Below are 15928 nucleotides of genomic sequence, written 5' to 3' on the forward strand. Positions count from 1 at the left end.
ACGGGGATCACACCCAGTAAATATTAGCGCGTACTTTAAATCAGGACTGAAAATGAAAAAGAGCACTCTGGCATTAGTGGTGATGGGTATTGTGGCATCGGCATCCGTGCAGGCAGCGGAAGTGTTTAACAAAGACGGTAATAAACTGGATGTGTATGGCAAAGTCAAAGCGATGCACTATTTCAGCGATAATGATGACAAAGACGGCGACCAGACTTATGTCCGCTTTGGTTTTAAAGGCGAAACGCAGATTAACGATCAACTGACCGGCTACGGTCGCTGGGAAGCGGAATTTGCGGGCAACAAAACCGAGAGCGAAACCGGTCAGAAAACGCGTCTGGCGTTTGCCGGGGTTAAACTGAAAGATATCGGTTCTTTTGATTATGGTCGTAACCTGGGCGCGCTGTATGACGTTGCCGCCTGGACCGATATGTTCCCGGAATTTGGTGGTGACGGCCTGGCGCAGACCGATAACTTTATGACCAAACGCGCCAGCGGCCTGGCGACATACCGTAACACCGACTTCTTCGGCATGATCGACGGTCTGAACATGACCCTGCAATATCAGGGTAAAAACGAAAACCGTGACGTGAAGAAACAGAACGGTGACGGGTTCGGGACCTCATTGAGCTATGACTTCGGCGGCAGTGATTTCGCTGTCATTGGCGCCTACGCCAACTCTGACCGTACTAATGAGCAAAACCTGCAAACACGCGGCCATGGCCAGAATGCTGAAGGTTGGGCGACCGGTCTGAAATACGATGGCAACGACATCTATCTGGCAACCATCTATTCTGAAACCCGCAACATGGCGCCTATTTCCGGTGGTTTTGCCAACAAAGCGCAAAACTTCGAAGCAGTTGCCCAGTATCAGTTTGATTTTGGCCTGCGTCCGTCCATCGGTTATGTTCAATCGAAAGGCAAAGATATTGAAGGTGTCGGTGATGAAGATATCGTGAAATATATCGACGTCGGCGCGACCTATTATTTCAACAAAAATATGTCGGCGTTTGTTGATTATAAAATCAACCAGATTGATGACAACAACAAACTGGGCGTCAACAGCGATGACATCGTGGCGCTGGGTATGACGTATCAGTTCTGATTCCGTGAAGGTATCGGATGACGATGCTCTGGCGTCGTATCCGGTCTGAGGACGGAGAAAACAGAGAGGCCGGATGAATCATCCGGCCTCTTTTTTGGATTACGCCGTTAACTTCACCGGCTCATCACGGAAATTGTCAGCCGGCTCCAGCGACAAATGCAGCGTGTTCAGCAGCCCACGCAACTTCTCGTGAAACTCGCGCAGGGTATATTCCAGCCGCTCTACCACTTCTTTATCTTTGATCGGAGCCGTCGTCCAGTTCCCCGCTTTGTCGAACAGACCAAATTTATAGCTATAGGTGAAACGCTTTTCCTGCGCTTCCAGTTCCATCCACCAGCCCCAGAATTCGCGCAGTTCAGGCGCGGGTTTCACGTTGACGCAAACGGCCAGACAATCGAAAAAGAATCGATTATCTTCGCACTTTCCTTCCCGGATATAGGGGCCAAGCGCGGTGAATTTCTTGATCAATCTGCTCTTCGGGTGTCCACTCGGTAACGTCATTGCGATCTCCTGTTGTGAAGCAACTGTTTTACCAAAACAGTAGAATTTAGCAAATTATTAACACAATCTCTTTTCAATCCAGCGGGTGATTTCCTGTAACGCGTTGTCAAAATTGCGATACACCGGATTGAATGGAATCTCCAGCAGCTTACCGTCAGAAGATGAAGACGTGATTAAGCGCGACTCCTCTTCCGGACTGAAGGGATCGTTCTTCCAGAAGCCCGACAGCATTGGCGTTGGGCAACGTCTGCCGAGCAGTCCCTGCACCTTCAGCGAATAGCGATTGAGCTCCACGCGCAGCGCTTCATCGGACGCATCGTGCATTCCCAGTCGGCTCGCCAGAACGTCAAGATACATTTCCGGTACCGCCCCCTGACGCAATGGATCGCTTAGCAACGCATGGACAACCGGACCAAGACAGGCCACCGCCTTCAGACGCGGTGATTCAAGATAAGCCAGCCGTACCGCCACATTGGCACCAAAACGGAATCCGAACGCCGCCACTCGGGTATGATCCACCCACGGCACATTCGGCAGCGCTTTCAGCACATGCTGATGCAGCAGGCTGGAGTCCTGTGAGAGCTTCCACTTTGAAGAGAAACCGACGGAAGGCATGTCCAGCGTGAGCATGGCAATGCCACGCGGCGCGAAATAGCGCTCATACAGGGTGTAGTAATCGGTTTGCATCGAATCCAGACCGCCGCACATAAGTACCGTCGGGAATGGGCCGTCGCCTTTTGGCATATGCAAGAACCCGGTGATGGGGGAACCACCGGGCACCGTAAACTCCATCTCACGCAGTGAACCAGGTAGTCGCTGCGCGGCTTCCTCATAGGCTCGGTTAGATAATGCCTGTGCCTGTTCCGCCAGATCGTCCCCTTTCAGGTGTGGATAGGCGGCGATGTTGTACAACGTCGAGGCATGCAGCCAGTGGCGACCGCTGCGTTCAGGATCCGTTTCCTGGCAGGCTTTTTGCTGCCAGTCCATTGCCTGTTTTGCCCATTCATAAATCCAGTTACCGCCACGATAACCGATCACCGTATCGTAAAGCTCGGCATCGGTGCGCTCGGCGTCGCTCATCACGATGCGCGCCTGGACATCAAGAATTTCTCGCGGATCCACCCCGCGCCAGATCCACATCAGGCGGTTAATCATGCGATACCAGTGGGGAACGTTCTTGCCATCCAGCGCCGATTGCACAGGCGGCTGCGTCCCGGCATTAAAACGGCGGACAAGGGTCGACGTTTCGGGATGTTTAAAACGGGGTTTGAACAGGATTTCGCTAAGATTAGCCTGTGACATGCGTACAGCCTCCTGAAGTACTGACTGAGGCACATTGTAACCCGACACCGGCTAAATAGAACAACGCCCGGCAGTGCCAGGCGTTGAAAAAGTCAGAGATTAGCGGCCAGAAATCGGCGGAATAAAGGTCACGCCCATATCCCACGGCTGCTCAATCCAGGTATCCTGCGGGATATCAATCACATAATCATCGACTAACGGACGACCCGCCGGTTTCGCGAAGATGGTGACAAAGTGCGCTTTTGGATACATTTCACGGATAGCCACGGCGGTACCGCCGGTATCCACCAGATCGTCGATGACGATAAAACCTTCACCGTCGCCTTCTGCGCGCTTGAGAATTTTCAGCTCACGCTGGTTGTCGTGATCGTAGCTGGAAATGCATACGGTATCGACATGACGAATGCCCAGTTCACGTGCCAGCAATGCGCCCGGCACCAGACCGCCACGGCTAACGGCAATAATGCCTTTCCACTGTTCTGAAGGCATCAGGCGGTTTGCCAGTTTGCGTGCATGAATCTGCAGCATGTCCCAGGTGACGACGTATTTTTCGCTCATGTGAAGTGTCCCAGCCTGTTTATCTACGGCTTAAAAAGTGTTCAAGGGGGAAATGGGTTGCGCGAGATTATAGAGATCTGAGCCACCAAAAACCAGTGTTTCGCGGAATCGGGCCCTCTTTTTACGTGCTTTATACTCGCAGCGGGCGCAGAAAGTGGTATTCTCAAGCGCATCTCGCAAGCCTGACTTGTGGTAATAATTAACCTGCTAACCCTGTGACCTGCAAGCTTGTTTGCAGAGCATCTATACCTTAAATAATTCGCGTTGCAGGCAAGCCAACACACATGCAACCTGAAATATGACGGGTATACAAGGAGAATGATCGTGTCTGAATTATCTCAACTCTCCCCGCAACCGCTGTGGGATATTTTTGCAAAAATCTGTTCTATTCCTCACCCGTCCTATCATGAAGAGCAACTCGCTGAACACATCATCGGCTGGGCAAACGAGAAAGGTTTCCACGTTGAGCGCGACCAGGTGGGCAATATCCTGATTCGCAAACCGGCCAGCGCGGGAATGGAAAACCGTAAACCGGTGGTCCTGCAAGCGCACCTGGATATGGTGCCGCAGAAAAACAACGACACCGTACACGATTTCACTAAAGATCCGATTCAACCTTATATTGATGGCGAATGGGTGAAAGCGCGTGGCACCACGCTGGGTGCCGATAACGGCATCGGGATGGCTTCCGCACTGGCCGTTCTGGCTGACGACAGCGTCGTTCACGGCCCGCTGGAAGTGCTGCTGACCATGACGGAAGAAGCGGGTATGGACGGTGCATTTGGTCTGCAGGCTAACTGGCTGCAGGCGGATATCCTGATCAACACCGACTCTGAAGAAGAAGGTGAAATCTACATGGGTTGCGCGGGGGGGATCGACTTCACCTCTAACCTGCCGCTAACCCGCGAAGCTGTTCCGGCAGGTTTCCAGACCTTTAAGCTGACCCTGAAAGGGCTGAAAGGCGGCCACTCCGGTGGCGAAATCCACGTTGGTCTCGGCAACGCAAACAAACTGTTGGTTCGTTTCCTGGCCGGTCATGCTGAAGAGCTGGATCTGCGTCTGGTTGATTTCAACGGCGGTACGCTACGTAACGCGATTCCGCGTGAAGCCTTTGCGACCGTCGCCGTCGCGGCGGACAACGTTGATGCGCTGAAAGCGCAGGTCAACGCTTATCAGGACATCCTGAAAAACGAACTGGCCGAAAAAGAGAAAAATCTCGTGGTTCTGCTGGAAAGCACGGCGAACGATAAAGCGGCACTGACGGCGCAGTCTCGTGACGGCTTCATCCGTCTGTTGAACGCGACGCCAAACGGTGTGATCCGCAATTCCGACGTCGCAAAAGGCGTGGTTGAAACCTCACTGAACGTGGGTGTCGTCACCATGACCGATGACAACGTCGAAATCCATTGCCTGATCCGTTCGCTGATCGACACCGGTAAAGACTATGTCGTTAGCATGCTGGACTCACTGGGCAAACTGGCGGGCGCGAAAACCGAAGCCAAAGGGAGCTACCCTGGCTGGCAGCCGGATGCGAACTCGCCGGTGATGCATCTGGTACGCGAAACCTATCAGCGTCTGTTCAACAAGACGCCGAACATCCAGATTATCCACGCGGGTCTGGAGTGCGGTCTGTTTAAAAAACCGTACCCGGATATGGATATGGTCTCTATCGGGCCAACCATCACCGGTCCGCACTCACCGGATGAGCAGGTGCATATCGAAAGTGTCAGTCATTACTGGCGGCTTCTGACCGAACTGCTGAAAGCGATTCCAACGAAGTAAGCCTCAGTTCCAATCTGCCGGATAGCACGTTGCTATCCGGCAATTTTCTTACCGATTACAGCGCTGTAAACGCCAATCCTTTAAACGTTCTTTGCGGATCCCCGCGCGCTATCTGATGGTGAAACATTCTTCGTTGGGATTTCAGCGCCGCGCTGTCATTCTGTCGTTGTTGCTCAAGACGCCAGGCAATCCACAGTCGCGCCAGTCGCTTATTGGCATGCTGACTGCGCTCCGACTGTACCTTGACACTGATTCCACTCGCCAGATGCGTGGCGCGAACGGCGGAATCCGTCTTGTTGACATGTTGTCCCCCAGGCCCCGAAGACCGCAGCGTCTCAAAATGAATCTCATCAGATTGCGCCTCTTCATGAGCATAAAAGCGACCTACGCCGATATACCAGTTTTTACGTCCATGATTCGGACGGTAGGGACTGGCACAAATCCACTGTAGCGTGCCGCACCAGGTGTCGCTTAATGCTTGCGCGTGACGACCATCCAGCGACACCAGTGCAGAGCGCAGCGTATCAGAATGCTTGCCTGGCTCCGTTTCCAGCAGCGTGAGCGCAACATCCTGCTGGGCCGCTTCTTTTACCAGTCGATCCAGCGCTTTTTTAACCGCCAGACAGCACTCTTCTGGTCCCTGTGCGGAGGAGAGTTGCAACAATATCATGCGTTTTTTCCTCCACGGGTTTTCAGCGTCAGAACCGGGCGTAGTCGTGCGACCGGCTCCACCAACCCTGCCTGAACCAGACAATGGATCACGCTGTCGACGGATTTGTAGGCCTGCGGCGCTTCTTCGTAAATCAGTTGCTTATCACGGCAAATCACCCGACTTCCCAGATCAGTGCGGGAGAGTTGCGCCGGACTGAATTTCCCGGACAGTCGCCCTTTGCACTCCGTGCGCATCCATTTACGTCCTGCGCCATGCGCCAGTGAGCACAATGACGATTCACCCGGCACTGGCTGAACCAGCCAACTGTAATCCCCCCGGGAACCAGGAACGATCGCTAATCCACGGTTATCCGGTGTTGCGCCCTTACGGTGCAGCCATCCGTGATGTCCGCCAATATTGCAGGCTTCCACAAAGTTATGCGCAATATCCAGCACGGCGTCTCCACTCGCTTTGACCTGTTGCAGAATACGACGGGCAATCAACTGACGGTTTACGCAGGCAAACGTCAGTGCGTCATCATGTGCCGCCAGATAATCTGTCGCATCGCCGCCCCCTTCTGTCAGACCATCATGAGAGAATGAGGCAATATGCCGTTGCAGGATGGACTGCCCCAGACCTCGTGAACCGCTGTGCGTCAGCAGCAAAAGATGTTGAGTATCAAGACCTGCCAGCGTAAAGCGCGCGTTATCGAAGACCTGATCCACTTGCTGCAATTCCGCAAAGTGATTGCCGCCGCCAATGGAACCCAGCGCACTGCGCCAGGGATGCGTGGCCAGACTGTCTGGCAGATGTTCATCCAGCCATGCCTCTGTCGCCGCATCATCCAGCGCCGCCAGGCGCTTTTCAAATTTATCTGCGTTATATCTGCGGCTCAGGATATCCGTTTGCCACAGCGCCATGCCGCAACCGATGTCATTACCCACGAGTGCAGGATAAAAACGGCCAAGAGAAAAGAAGGCTGCGCCAATAGGATAACCACGCCCAGGGTGTAAATCTGGCATACCCACTACGCGATGCATACCGGGTAAATTTGCCGTTGTGTGTAATTGTTGGATCGCTGAACCTTCGATCCAAAGTTCGTCTGAAGCGATATACGCGATCGCATCAGAGAGTTCATGAACATTATTGCCCATATACCATTCCTGAAAAAAATAAATACGGAAATGGCAGACGTTACCAGGGCAAAAAAGAGAGGTTATTCCTGGAAAGGTCTGCAAATTGAGTTTTTAGAATTTGTCATCATGATTAACCCCCTTTGCAGTAAATATGAATAAAAAGTGCGCGTATACTAATCGGTGCCCCAGAATCTTGCAAGATGAATTTACGGGACGTTATTATATTGCATCCGATAATTAATAAACCATTCCCCCCGACATTCCACTTTTTGCTGCGCAACCACCTGGAAGCCCTGACGCTCAAAAAAGGGTTTGGCGGTAATGCTGGCCTCAACGGTTAACCCATCACCCCGCGCAATCCACGGTTTCAGTAAGCGACCGGCAATACCCTGACCATTGAATTCTGGTGCGACAAATAATAAATCAATGTCGTTTCCAGCCACGCTAATAAACCCAACGGGTTGCTCATCAACGACAGCAACCTGTACCTCAGAAGTGGCAAGCTTCTGCCGCCAGGTCGCTTCATCGATTTGCGCCCAGGCAGCCACTTGCTGCGCGGAATAATCACGACGCGCTGTTTCCTTAACGGCCCGCAGGAATATTTCACATAATGCCAAAAAATCACGCTCTTTATATTCTCTGATGATCATCGCGGTTATAACCCCAGTAATAACTGTCGTTCCAGTTGCGGGTCCAGCAGAGTAACATGAAGTCCCACCAGACGAACGCCCCGCCCTCCCCGGCGTTCTTCCCAGGTTTTACGCGCGGTAGAAATCAGATCTTCTTTATTCAGTCGCGGCCAGACGTGTTCCTGGGTGGTTTGCTGAAAGTCATTAAACTTTAGCTTCACCCCCTGACGGGCGATGAGCAGATCGGGTTTCACTTTCGCCAGTCTTCGTTCAAGTTCCGGATATAACCGTTCAATAATCGCTTCACAGTCAGACCATTCATGAATGTCTTCCGCCATTGTGCGTTCAACGCCGACCGATTTGCGTAAGCGTTCATTATTGACGTCCCGTTCGTCGATTCCCTGACTGCGCTCCCACAGTACCCGCCCAAACTTACCGAAGCGCTTGAGTAATGTCGCCAGGTCGAACTGTTGCACATCACCGCAGGTGCGTAGCCCCATACTTTCCAGCTTTGCCGCAGACACTTTACCGACGCCGGGAATTTTACCCAGCGGCAACGTGCTGAGGAACGCCGGGACATCATCCGGCGTAATGACATATTGCCCGTTGGGTTTATTCAGATCGGAGGCGATCTTGGCCAGAAACTTCACCGGTGCCACGCCCGCCGAGGCGGTAAGTTGCAGTTCGTTGAAGATAGTCTGGCGGATCTCCTGGGCGATGAGCGTTGCTGAACCATGACAGTGCGTGCTGTTTGTGACATCCAGGTATGCTTCATCCAGAGACAGCGGTTCAATTAACGAGGTGTAGCGTGAAAAGATGTCCTGAATCTGGCGGGAGGCTTCTTTATAGGCTTCGTAGCGGCCGGGTAACAGCGTGAGGTGTGGGCACAACTTCAACGCCATTCCAGTCGGCATCGCGCTGCGCACGCCAAATTTACGGGCGGGATAGTTGGCGGTACTGATGACGCCTCTGCGCTCGCGGCTGCCGCCAATCGCAATAGGAATATCGCGCAGCGCCGGGTTGTCACGCATCTCAACCGCTGCGAAAAAACAGTCCATATCAATATGTATGATTTTACGCATCACTCACCTCCACAACACTGTTTAAGTATACAGTGTTTTTCTGCAATGGGAAGTCGATGAGAACGCACTAAAGTAAAACGCGGCGAGTTGCAACAAAAGAAATATCTGAGATCGTTTTAGTATAAATTGTAAACGCACCACGAGGGGCTTGCGAAAAAATGTCGTGGTGTTAATGTGAGCGCTCCAAATCCAGATTAGTCCGATTTGGGGATCTTATTATTTGCCGTTCTGGCGTGTGCAATCGTTTTATCAAGGAACAAGCAGTATGCGTAAAATCGCATTATTTATTGCGATGCTTTTGATCCCGTGCGTGTCATTCGCCGGCTTGCTGAGTAGCAATAGCTCCACGACGCCGATCAGCAAAGAGTATAAGCAGCAATTGATGGGATCGCCGGTCTATATACAGATCTTCAAGGAAGAGCGCGCGCTCGATCTCTACGTCAAGATGGGCGAACAGTATCAACTTCTCGATAGCTACAAGATTTGTAATTACTCCGGCGGCTTAGGTCCAAAACAGCGCCAGGGGGATTTTAAAAGTCCGGAAGGTTTTTATAACGTCCAGCGTAGCCAGCTCAAACCCGATAGCCGCTTTTATAAAGCCATTAACATTGGCTTCCCGAACGCCTATGACCGTGCTCACGGTTATGAAGGCAAATACCTGATGATTCACGGTGCCTGTGTCTCCGTTGGCTGCTATGCCATGACCGACAGCGGCATTGATGAGATTTTCCAGTTTGTCACTGGCGCGCTGGTCTTTGGTCAGTCGAGTGTTCAGGTCAGTATTTATCCTTTCCGCATGACCGATGCCAACATGCAGCGCCACAAGTATTCCTATTACAAAGAGTTCTGGTCGCAGTTAAAGCCGGGATACGATTACTTTGAGCAAACTCGCAAGCCACCGACCGTTTCTGTTGTCGATGGCCGCTATGTCGTCAGCAAGCCGTTGAGTCACGAAGTGGTTCAGCCGCAACTGGCGTCAAACTACGCGCTCCCCGAGACAAAATAACGCCCACTCGCCTGGCATAATTTTTTGCCAGGTTTCGTTTCCTGTCAGCGGTTGCGTCGCAATCACGGTGACCACATCGTTAGGTGTGGTCTCTGAGCTGAAGTCAATTTCCACATCCTGATCCAGTAGCGTTGCCACACCAAACGGCGCGCGGCGGGTGATCCAGAAAAGATTGGTTGAGCAGAATGCCATCACATAGCGGCCATCTGACAACAACATGTTAAAGACCCCTTTCTCACGCAGTACCCCCGCCAGCGTCGCGATATACCTGAATACCGCCGTCATATTGCCCGGCATGCGCGGGTAGCGCTGAGTCAGTTTGTGCAGCAGCCAGCAGAAGGCCTTTTCGCTGTCGGTTTCACCGACGGGGCGAAAATTGCCGGTTTCCAGCGATTTATAGCCTGAGAGTTGCCCGTTGTGCGCATAGGTCCAGTTACGGCCCCACAGCTCACGCGTGAAGGGATGCGTGTTCTCCAGCGCCACTTCACCCCGGTTCGCCTGGCGAATATGGGCAACCACGGAGCAGGATTTGATCGGGTAGTCCTGTACCAGCCTGGCGATGGGAGAATTAAAGCTGGGTTGCGGATCTTTGAACGTCCGACAGCCTTTGCCTTCATAGAAGGTGATGCCCCAGCCGTCTTTGTGCGGCCCGGTTCCACCCCCCCGCTGAACCAGCCCGGTGAAACTAAAGCAGATATCGGTAGGCACATTGGCGCTCATCCCGAGCAGTTCGCACATACATCACCTCCACGAAACGCCACAATGAAGCGGAAGGCGTAATTGTTACAGCCAATCAGGACTCAAAATGGCAGATAAAATAATATGCTATACCCTAAATAATTCGAGTTGCAGGAAGGCGGCAAGGGAAGAAATCCCCAGGAGCATAGATAACTATGTGACTGGGGTTTCTGAGTACAGCCAACGCACCTGCAGCTTGAAGTATGACGGGTATAGTTATTTAACCATCTCTTTTTCGATCAGCTGAATCAGGATATGAATCACTTTAATATGAATTTCCTGAATACGGTCAGCATAGCCGAAATGCGGAACGCGGATTTCGATATCGGCGGTACCGGCCATTTTGCCGCCGTCTTTACCGGTCAGGGTGATCACTTTCATCCCCTTCTCGCGCGCCGCAGCGATGGCTTTGATCACGTTCCCCGAATTGCCGGACGTCGAGATGCCTAACAGCACATCGCCTTCGCGCCCTACCGCTTCCACATAACGGGAAAAGACGTAGTCGTAACCGAAATCATTGCTGACGCAGGAGAGATGGCTGACGTCGGAAATCGCAATGGCCGGATAGCCCGGACGGTTTTCGCGATAGCGCCCCGTCAACTCTTCTGCAAAGTGCATAGCATCACAATGAGAGCCGCCGTTACCGCAGGACAGTACCTTACCACCTGCTTTAAAACTGTCTGCCAGCAGGACCGCCGCGCGCTGAATGGCGTGAATATTGGCGTCATCTTTTAAAAAATTAGCCAGCGTTTCCGCCGCTTCGTTCAGTTCGTTACGAATAAGATCCTGGTACATGAGGATATCCTTCAGCATGAATGTAAATGACAGGATGCAGTGTACCGGATAGCTCTGGCAGCGAGAAGCATAAGCCACATCAATGGCGACGGCTTTTGATTTTTCGTGCCGCGGAAAACAGCAACAATGTGAGCTTTGTTGTAATTATTTTGTAAACACATTGATAAAAGATTTTACATCCACTACAACCATAACATCACAAGTGGTCAGACCTCCTACAAGCAAGGGAGCTTTTCGTTATGATGATTTTGAGTATTCTCGCTACGATCGTTCTGCTCGGCGCGCTGTTCTATCACCGCGTGAGCTTATTTATCAGCAGCCTGATTTTGCTCGTCTGGACGGCGGCGCTTGGTGTTGCCGGACTGTGGTCCGTCTGGCTGCTGATTCCGCTGGCCATTATCCTCGTGCCGTTCAACTTTACGCCAATGCGTAAGTCGATGATCTCCGCGCCGGTGTTCCGCGGCTTCCGTAAGGTCATGCCGCCAATGTCGCGTACGGAGAAAGAAGCGATTGATGCCGGTACCACCTGGTGGGAAGGCGATCTGTTCCAGGGCAAACCGGACTGGAAAAAACTGCACAACTACCCGCAACCGCGTCTGACCGCCGAAGAGCAGGCGTTCATCGACGGCCCGGTAGAAGAAGCGTGTCGCATGGCGAATGACTTCCAGATAACCCATGAGCTGGCCGATCTGCCGCCGGAGCTGTGGGCATTCCTGAAAGAGCATCGCTTCTTCGCGATGATCATTAAGAAAGAGTACGGCGGGCTGGAATTCTCGGCTTACGCACAGTCTCGCGTACTGCAAAAATTGTCCGGCGTCTCCGGGATCCTGGCGATCACCGTGGGCGTGCCAAACTCTTTAGGTCCTGGCGAACTGTTGCAGCATTACGGTACGCAAGAGCAAAAAGACCATTACCTGCCCCGCCTGGCGCGTGGTCAGGAAATCCCTTGCTTTGCACTGACCAGCCCGGAAGCGGGTTCCGATGCGGGCGCCATTCCGGATACCGGCATCGTCTGCATGGGTGAGTGGCAAGGACAGCAGGTGCTGGGGATGCGCCTGACCTGGAACAAGCGTTATATCACCCTTGCGCCTATCGCTACCGTTCTGGGGCTGGCGTTTAAACTTTCCGACCCGGATAAACTGTTAGGCGGCGATGAAGAATTGGGGATCACCTGTGCGTTGATCCCGACCTCAACGCCGGGTGTGGAAATTGGTCGTCGTCACTTCCCGCTGAACGTCCCGTTCCAGAACGGTCCGACGCTCGGTAAAGACGTGTTTGTGCCGATCGATTACATCATCGGCGGCCCGAAAATGGCCGGTCAGGGCTGGCGTATGCTGGTGGAATGTTTGTCGGTAGGTCGCGGCATTACGCTGCCGTCAAACTCTACCGGCGGGGTGAAATCTGTCGCGATGGCGACCGGGGCCTACGCCCATATTCGTCGTCAATTCAAAATCTCCATCGGTAAGATGGAAGGGATCGAAGAACCGCTGGCACGCATTGCCGGTAACGCCTACGTGATGGATGCTGCCGCGTCCCTCATCACCTACGGCATTATGCTGGGTGAGAAGCCAGCAGTGTTGTCGGCTATCGTGAAGTATCATTGTACCCATCGTGGCCAGCAGTCGATTATCGACGCAATGGATATTACCGGCGGCAAGGGCATTATGCTCGGCGAAGGTAACTTCCTCGCGCGGGCCTACCAGGGCGCACCGATTGCTATCACCGTGGAAGGCGCCAACATCCTGACCCGTAGCATGATGATCTTCGGCCAGGGGGCGATTCGTTGCCATCCGTATGTGCTGGAAGAAATGGCGGCGGCGCAGAACAACGATGTGAATGCGTTCGACAAACTGCTGTTCAAACATATCGGTCACGTCGGTAGTAACAAGATACGCAGCTTCTGGCTGGGTCTGACGCGCGGCTTAACCAGCCAAACACCCACCCGCGATGCGACAAAACGGTATTATCAGCACCTTAACCGTCTGAGCGCTAACCTCGCGCTGCTCTCCGACGTTTCGATGGCGGTATTGGGCGGCAGTCTGAAACGCCGTGAGCGCATCTCCGCCCGTCTGGGCGATGTGTTGAGTCAGCTGTATCTGGCCTCTGCGGTACTGAAGCGTTATGACGATGAAGGCCGCCATGAAGCCGATCTACCTCTGGTTCACTGGGGCGTTCAGGATGCACTCTATAAGGCGGAGCAGGCGATCGACGATCTGCTGCAAAACTTCCCGAACCGTCTGGTTGCCGGGCTGCTGAAGGTCGTGATCTTCCCAACCGGTCGTCACTATCTGGCCCCGTCGGACAAGCTGGATCACAAAGTCGCGAAGATTTTGCAGGTTCCGAGCGCCACCCGTGACCGCATTGGTCGTGGTCAATACCTGACGCCGAGCGAGCATAACCCAGTGGGATTACTGGAAGAGGCGCTGCTGGACGTGATGGCCGCCGACCCTATCCACCAGCGTATTTGCAAAGAAATTGGCAAAAACCTGCCGTTCACCCGTCTGGACGAGCTGGCGCAAAACGCCCTGGCAAAAGGCTTAATCGACAAAGAGGAAGCGGCCATTCTGGTTAAGGCGGAAGAAAGCCGTCTGCGCAGCATCAACGTGGATGATTTTGCCCCAGAGGAGCTGGCGACGAAGCCGGTAAAGCTGCCAGAGAAAGTGCGTAAAGTCGAAGCCGCATAACGCTTACACATGACCTTTTAGCCTCGCTTCGGCGGGGCTTTTTATCGCCCACGTTTCCTGAAAGCACGTGCTACAGTGTCAGAGTGCTGTTCAACAAGGAGAGCCCTACCGTGCCTGGTTTGAAAATTACGCTGCTGCAACAACCGCTGGTCTGGATGGATGGTCCGGCCAATTTGCGCCACTTTGACCGTCAACTGGAAACCGTGACCGGACGCGACCTGATTGTTTTACCGGAGATGTTCACCACCGGCTTTGCGATGGAAGCCGCCGGGCAGTCGCTCGCGGAAGAAACGCTTATCGCCTGGCTGCGCGATAAAGCGCAACAGACCGATGCGCTGGTGGCCGGGAGTGCTGTCATCTCCAGTGAGCAGAGGGCGGTAAACCGCTTTTTCCTGGTTGAGCCGCGAGGGACAGTTCATTTTTATGACAAGCGTCATCTGTTTCGCATGGCGGACGAACATCATCATTACCAGCCGGGTAACCGTCGCACGATCGTGGAATGGCGCGGATGGCGCATTCTCCCACTGGTGTGTTATGACCTGCGTTTCCCGGTGTGGTCACGCAATCTGAATGATTACGATCTGGCGCTGTATGTCGCCAACTGGCCGGCTCCCCGTTCTCTGCACTGGCAGACACTGCTGGCGGCGCGCGCTATCGAAAATCAGGCATATGTTGCCGGGTGCAACCGCGTCGGTACGGACGGTAACGGCCATCATTATCGTGGAGACAGTCGGGTCATTAATCCCCAGGGGGAAGTGATCGCCACGGCGGAAGCCCACCAGGCCACGCGCATTGATGCGGAACTGTCGTTGAGTGCGTTAAAAGAGTACCGGGAAACCTTCCCGGCCTGGCAGGATGCCGACCCGTTTACCCTGCGCTGATCCCCTCCCCCTATGGGAACCAGACAAAAAATGTCTACTGCTGTGGGGACGGTTCAGCATCAGGTTCCCTGATAAACAGGCTGACAAAGATGATCACCACGCCAACCCACTGCAGCCAGGCGATTTTCTCCCCCAGAATCAGCATAGCGACAATGACGGCCATCGGGAGTTCGCACGCGCAAAGAATCGAACTGATGCCACTGCCAATACGCGGAATGCCAATCGCAAAGAAAACGATCGGGATGGCGTAACCGAGTACGGCCATTAATCCGCCATACAGCATTGCAGCGCCGAATGTTTCTTCTGACAGCGTTAATTCGAGGTTTGGTAATATCAAAACCAGCGTCGAGGCTAAACACCCCACCATGATATAGAACGTGCGCTGTGACCAGTGCGCATCAGAGACGACATGCGCATTGAAAAAGAGGAAAAAAGAATAACAAATCGCGCAAAGCAGGCCAAATGCCACGCCGCTCCAGGTGAGGTAAAAATGGTCAAAATCACTGAGTACCCCTGCCGCCAGCACCGTTGCTGATAATATCAGTGCAATCATCAGCCAGCGACGCCCGCCGGGCCACTGTTTGCGGTACACCGCGTCCAGAAGCACGCCTATCCAGACGAACTGGAACTGCAGCACAACGGCGACCGATGCGGGTAAACATTCCACCGTTTTAGTAAACGTCCAGGCCGTCAGCCCCATGGTTAATCCCACGAGGAAAAGTTGAATGCGTTTCGTCTTGTCGATTGAATATTGCCGAAACGAAACCAGGATGATGGCAAAAATCACAAAACTGATGCTGACCGACGCGAGCATTAAATGACTCAGGGTCACCCCCGCAGATAATCCAAGTTTTATCATTGTGGGCAACATGCCTGTCGTCATTGCCCCCAATGCCACCATCACACTGTATTTGGCTTTAGTTGACATGAGTTCACTCGTTAAGGGTATTAACAGTTGTATTATTCTGTCGAACAGAGTTGTCGTAGAGTAAAATGTTCATCTGCCCGTTTCCATTATTCGCACAATGTATCCGCACAATGCGCGAATTTTCTGAATTATCGTTGCCTGGCGCAGGC

Annotated in this window: 15 protein-coding genes; 5 read left to right on the plus strand and 10 right to left on the minus strand. The window is 53.1% G+C overall.

What is annotated here, in order from left to right; all coding sequences use genetic code 11:
• The first annotated feature begins 52 nt into the window (after window positions 1-52).
• Window positions 53-1105: a phosphoporin PhoE gene (phoE, locus tag GBC03_24600; protein QFS73158.1), complete on the plus strand. Its 1053-nt coding sequence runs from the start codon at window positions 53-55 to the stop codon at window positions 1103-1105.
• A gap of 99 nt (window positions 1106-1204) precedes the next feature.
• Here the strand turns inward: phoE and GBC03_24605 are convergent, their stop codons facing one another.
• The 3 genes from GBC03_24605 to GBC03_24615 all read right to left on the minus strand — a co-directional run bounded on the left by GBC03_24605 (window position 1205) and on the right by GBC03_24615 (window position 3466).
• The gene (locus GBC03_24605; GenBank protein QFS73159.1) at window positions 1205-1606 is read right to left on the minus strand and encodes a sigma factor-binding protein Crl; all 402 of its coding nucleotides are present in this window, start codon (window positions 1604-1606) and stop codon (window positions 1205-1207) included.
• Between the two features lie 57 nt (window positions 1607-1663).
• Complete coding sequence (gene frsA, locus GBC03_24610; protein QFS73160.1) at window positions 1664-2908, minus strand: esterase FrsA; 1245 nt, start codon at window positions 2906-2908, stop codon at window positions 1664-1666.
• Between the two features lie 99 nt (window positions 2909-3007).
• Window positions 3008-3466: a xanthine phosphoribosyltransferase gene (locus GBC03_24615; protein ID QFS73161.1), complete on the minus strand. Its 459-nt coding sequence runs from the start codon at window positions 3464-3466 to the stop codon at window positions 3008-3010.
• A gap of 324 nt (window positions 3467-3790) precedes the next feature.
• On the opposite strand from GBC03_24615, the gene pepD reads away from it, so the two are divergent.
• On the plus strand, window positions 3791-5248 hold the full coding sequence (pepD, locus tag GBC03_24620; GenBank protein QFS73162.1) for a cytosol nonspecific dipeptidase: 1458 nt from the start codon (window positions 3791-3793) through the stop codon (window positions 5246-5248).
• Between the two features lie 55 nt (window positions 5249-5303).
• Here the strand turns inward: pepD and GBC03_24625 are convergent, their stop codons facing one another.
• The 4 genes from GBC03_24625 to dinB form a co-directional block, all read right to left on the minus strand.
• Window positions 5304-5918 carry a peptide chain release factor H gene (locus tag GBC03_24625; GenBank protein ID QFS73163.1) on the minus strand — a complete coding sequence of 205 codons (615 nt, stop codon included), beginning with the start codon at window positions 5916-5918 and terminating at the stop codon, window positions 5304-5306.
• A complete protein-coding gene (locus GBC03_24630; GenBank protein QFS73164.1) occupies window positions 5915-7054 on the minus strand; it encodes an RNA ligase RtcB family protein in 1140 nt (379 codons plus the stop codon). The genes GBC03_24625 and GBC03_24630 overlap by 4 nt, the downstream gene beginning before the upstream one ends.
• A 188-nt stretch (window positions 7055-7242) precedes the next feature.
• Window positions 7243-7695 (minus strand): GNAT family N-acetyltransferase, encoded by a 453-nt coding sequence (locus GBC03_24635; protein ID QFS73165.1) that lies wholly within the window; start codon window positions 7693-7695, stop codon window positions 7243-7245.
• Window positions 7692-8747, minus strand: coding sequence for a DNA polymerase IV (dinB, locus tag GBC03_24640; GenBank protein QFS73166.1), 1056 nt, complete (start codon window positions 8745-8747; stop codon window positions 7692-7694). The genes GBC03_24635 and dinB overlap by 4 nt, the downstream gene beginning before the upstream one ends.
• A gap of 265 nt (window positions 8748-9012) precedes the next feature.
• On the opposite strand from dinB, the gene GBC03_24645 reads away from it, so the two are divergent.
• Complete coding sequence (locus GBC03_24645) at window positions 9013-9753, plus strand: L,D-transpeptidase family protein (protein QFS73167.1); 741 nt, start codon at window positions 9013-9015, stop codon at window positions 9751-9753.
• On the opposite strand, the gene GBC03_24650 is transcribed toward GBC03_24645, so the two are convergent.
• Window positions 9724-10491 (minus strand): class II glutamine amidotransferase, encoded by a 768-nt coding sequence (locus GBC03_24650; protein QFS73168.1) that lies wholly within the window; start codon window positions 10489-10491, stop codon window positions 9724-9726. The two genes, GBC03_24645 and GBC03_24650, sit on opposite strands and share 30 nt — an antisense overlap.
• Before the next feature lie 216 nt (window positions 10492-10707).
• Entirely contained in the window at window positions 10708-11286 is a 579-nt protein-coding gene (gene lpcA / locus GBC03_24655; protein ID QFS73169.1) for a D-sedoheptulose 7-phosphate isomerase, read from the minus strand.
• Between the two features lie 239 nt (window positions 11287-11525).
• On the opposite strand from lpcA, the gene GBC03_24660 reads away from it, so the two are divergent.
• On the plus strand, window positions 11526-13970 hold the full coding sequence (locus GBC03_24660; protein QFS73170.1) for an acyl-CoA dehydrogenase: 2445 nt from the start codon (window positions 11526-11528) through the stop codon (window positions 13968-13970).
• Between the two features lie 110 nt (window positions 13971-14080).
• Window positions 14081-14851 (plus strand): amidohydrolase, encoded by a 771-nt coding sequence (locus tag GBC03_24665; protein QFS73171.1) that lies wholly within the window; start codon window positions 14081-14083, stop codon window positions 14849-14851.
• Window positions 14852-14885: 34 nt separating this feature from the next.
• Here GBC03_24665 and GBC03_24670 read toward each other — a convergent pair whose 3' ends face one another.
• Window positions 14886-15779: an EamA family transporter gene (locus GBC03_24670; GenBank protein ID QFS73172.1), complete on the minus strand. Its 894-nt coding sequence runs from the start codon at window positions 15777-15779 to the stop codon at window positions 14886-14888.
• Window positions 15780-15928: the final 149 nt, after the last annotated feature.

This window comes from Citrobacter telavivensis, assembly GCA_009363175.1.
GTDB classification, from domain to species: domain Bacteria; phylum Pseudomonadota; class Gammaproteobacteria; order Enterobacterales; family Enterobacteriaceae; genus Citrobacter_A; species Citrobacter_A telavivensis.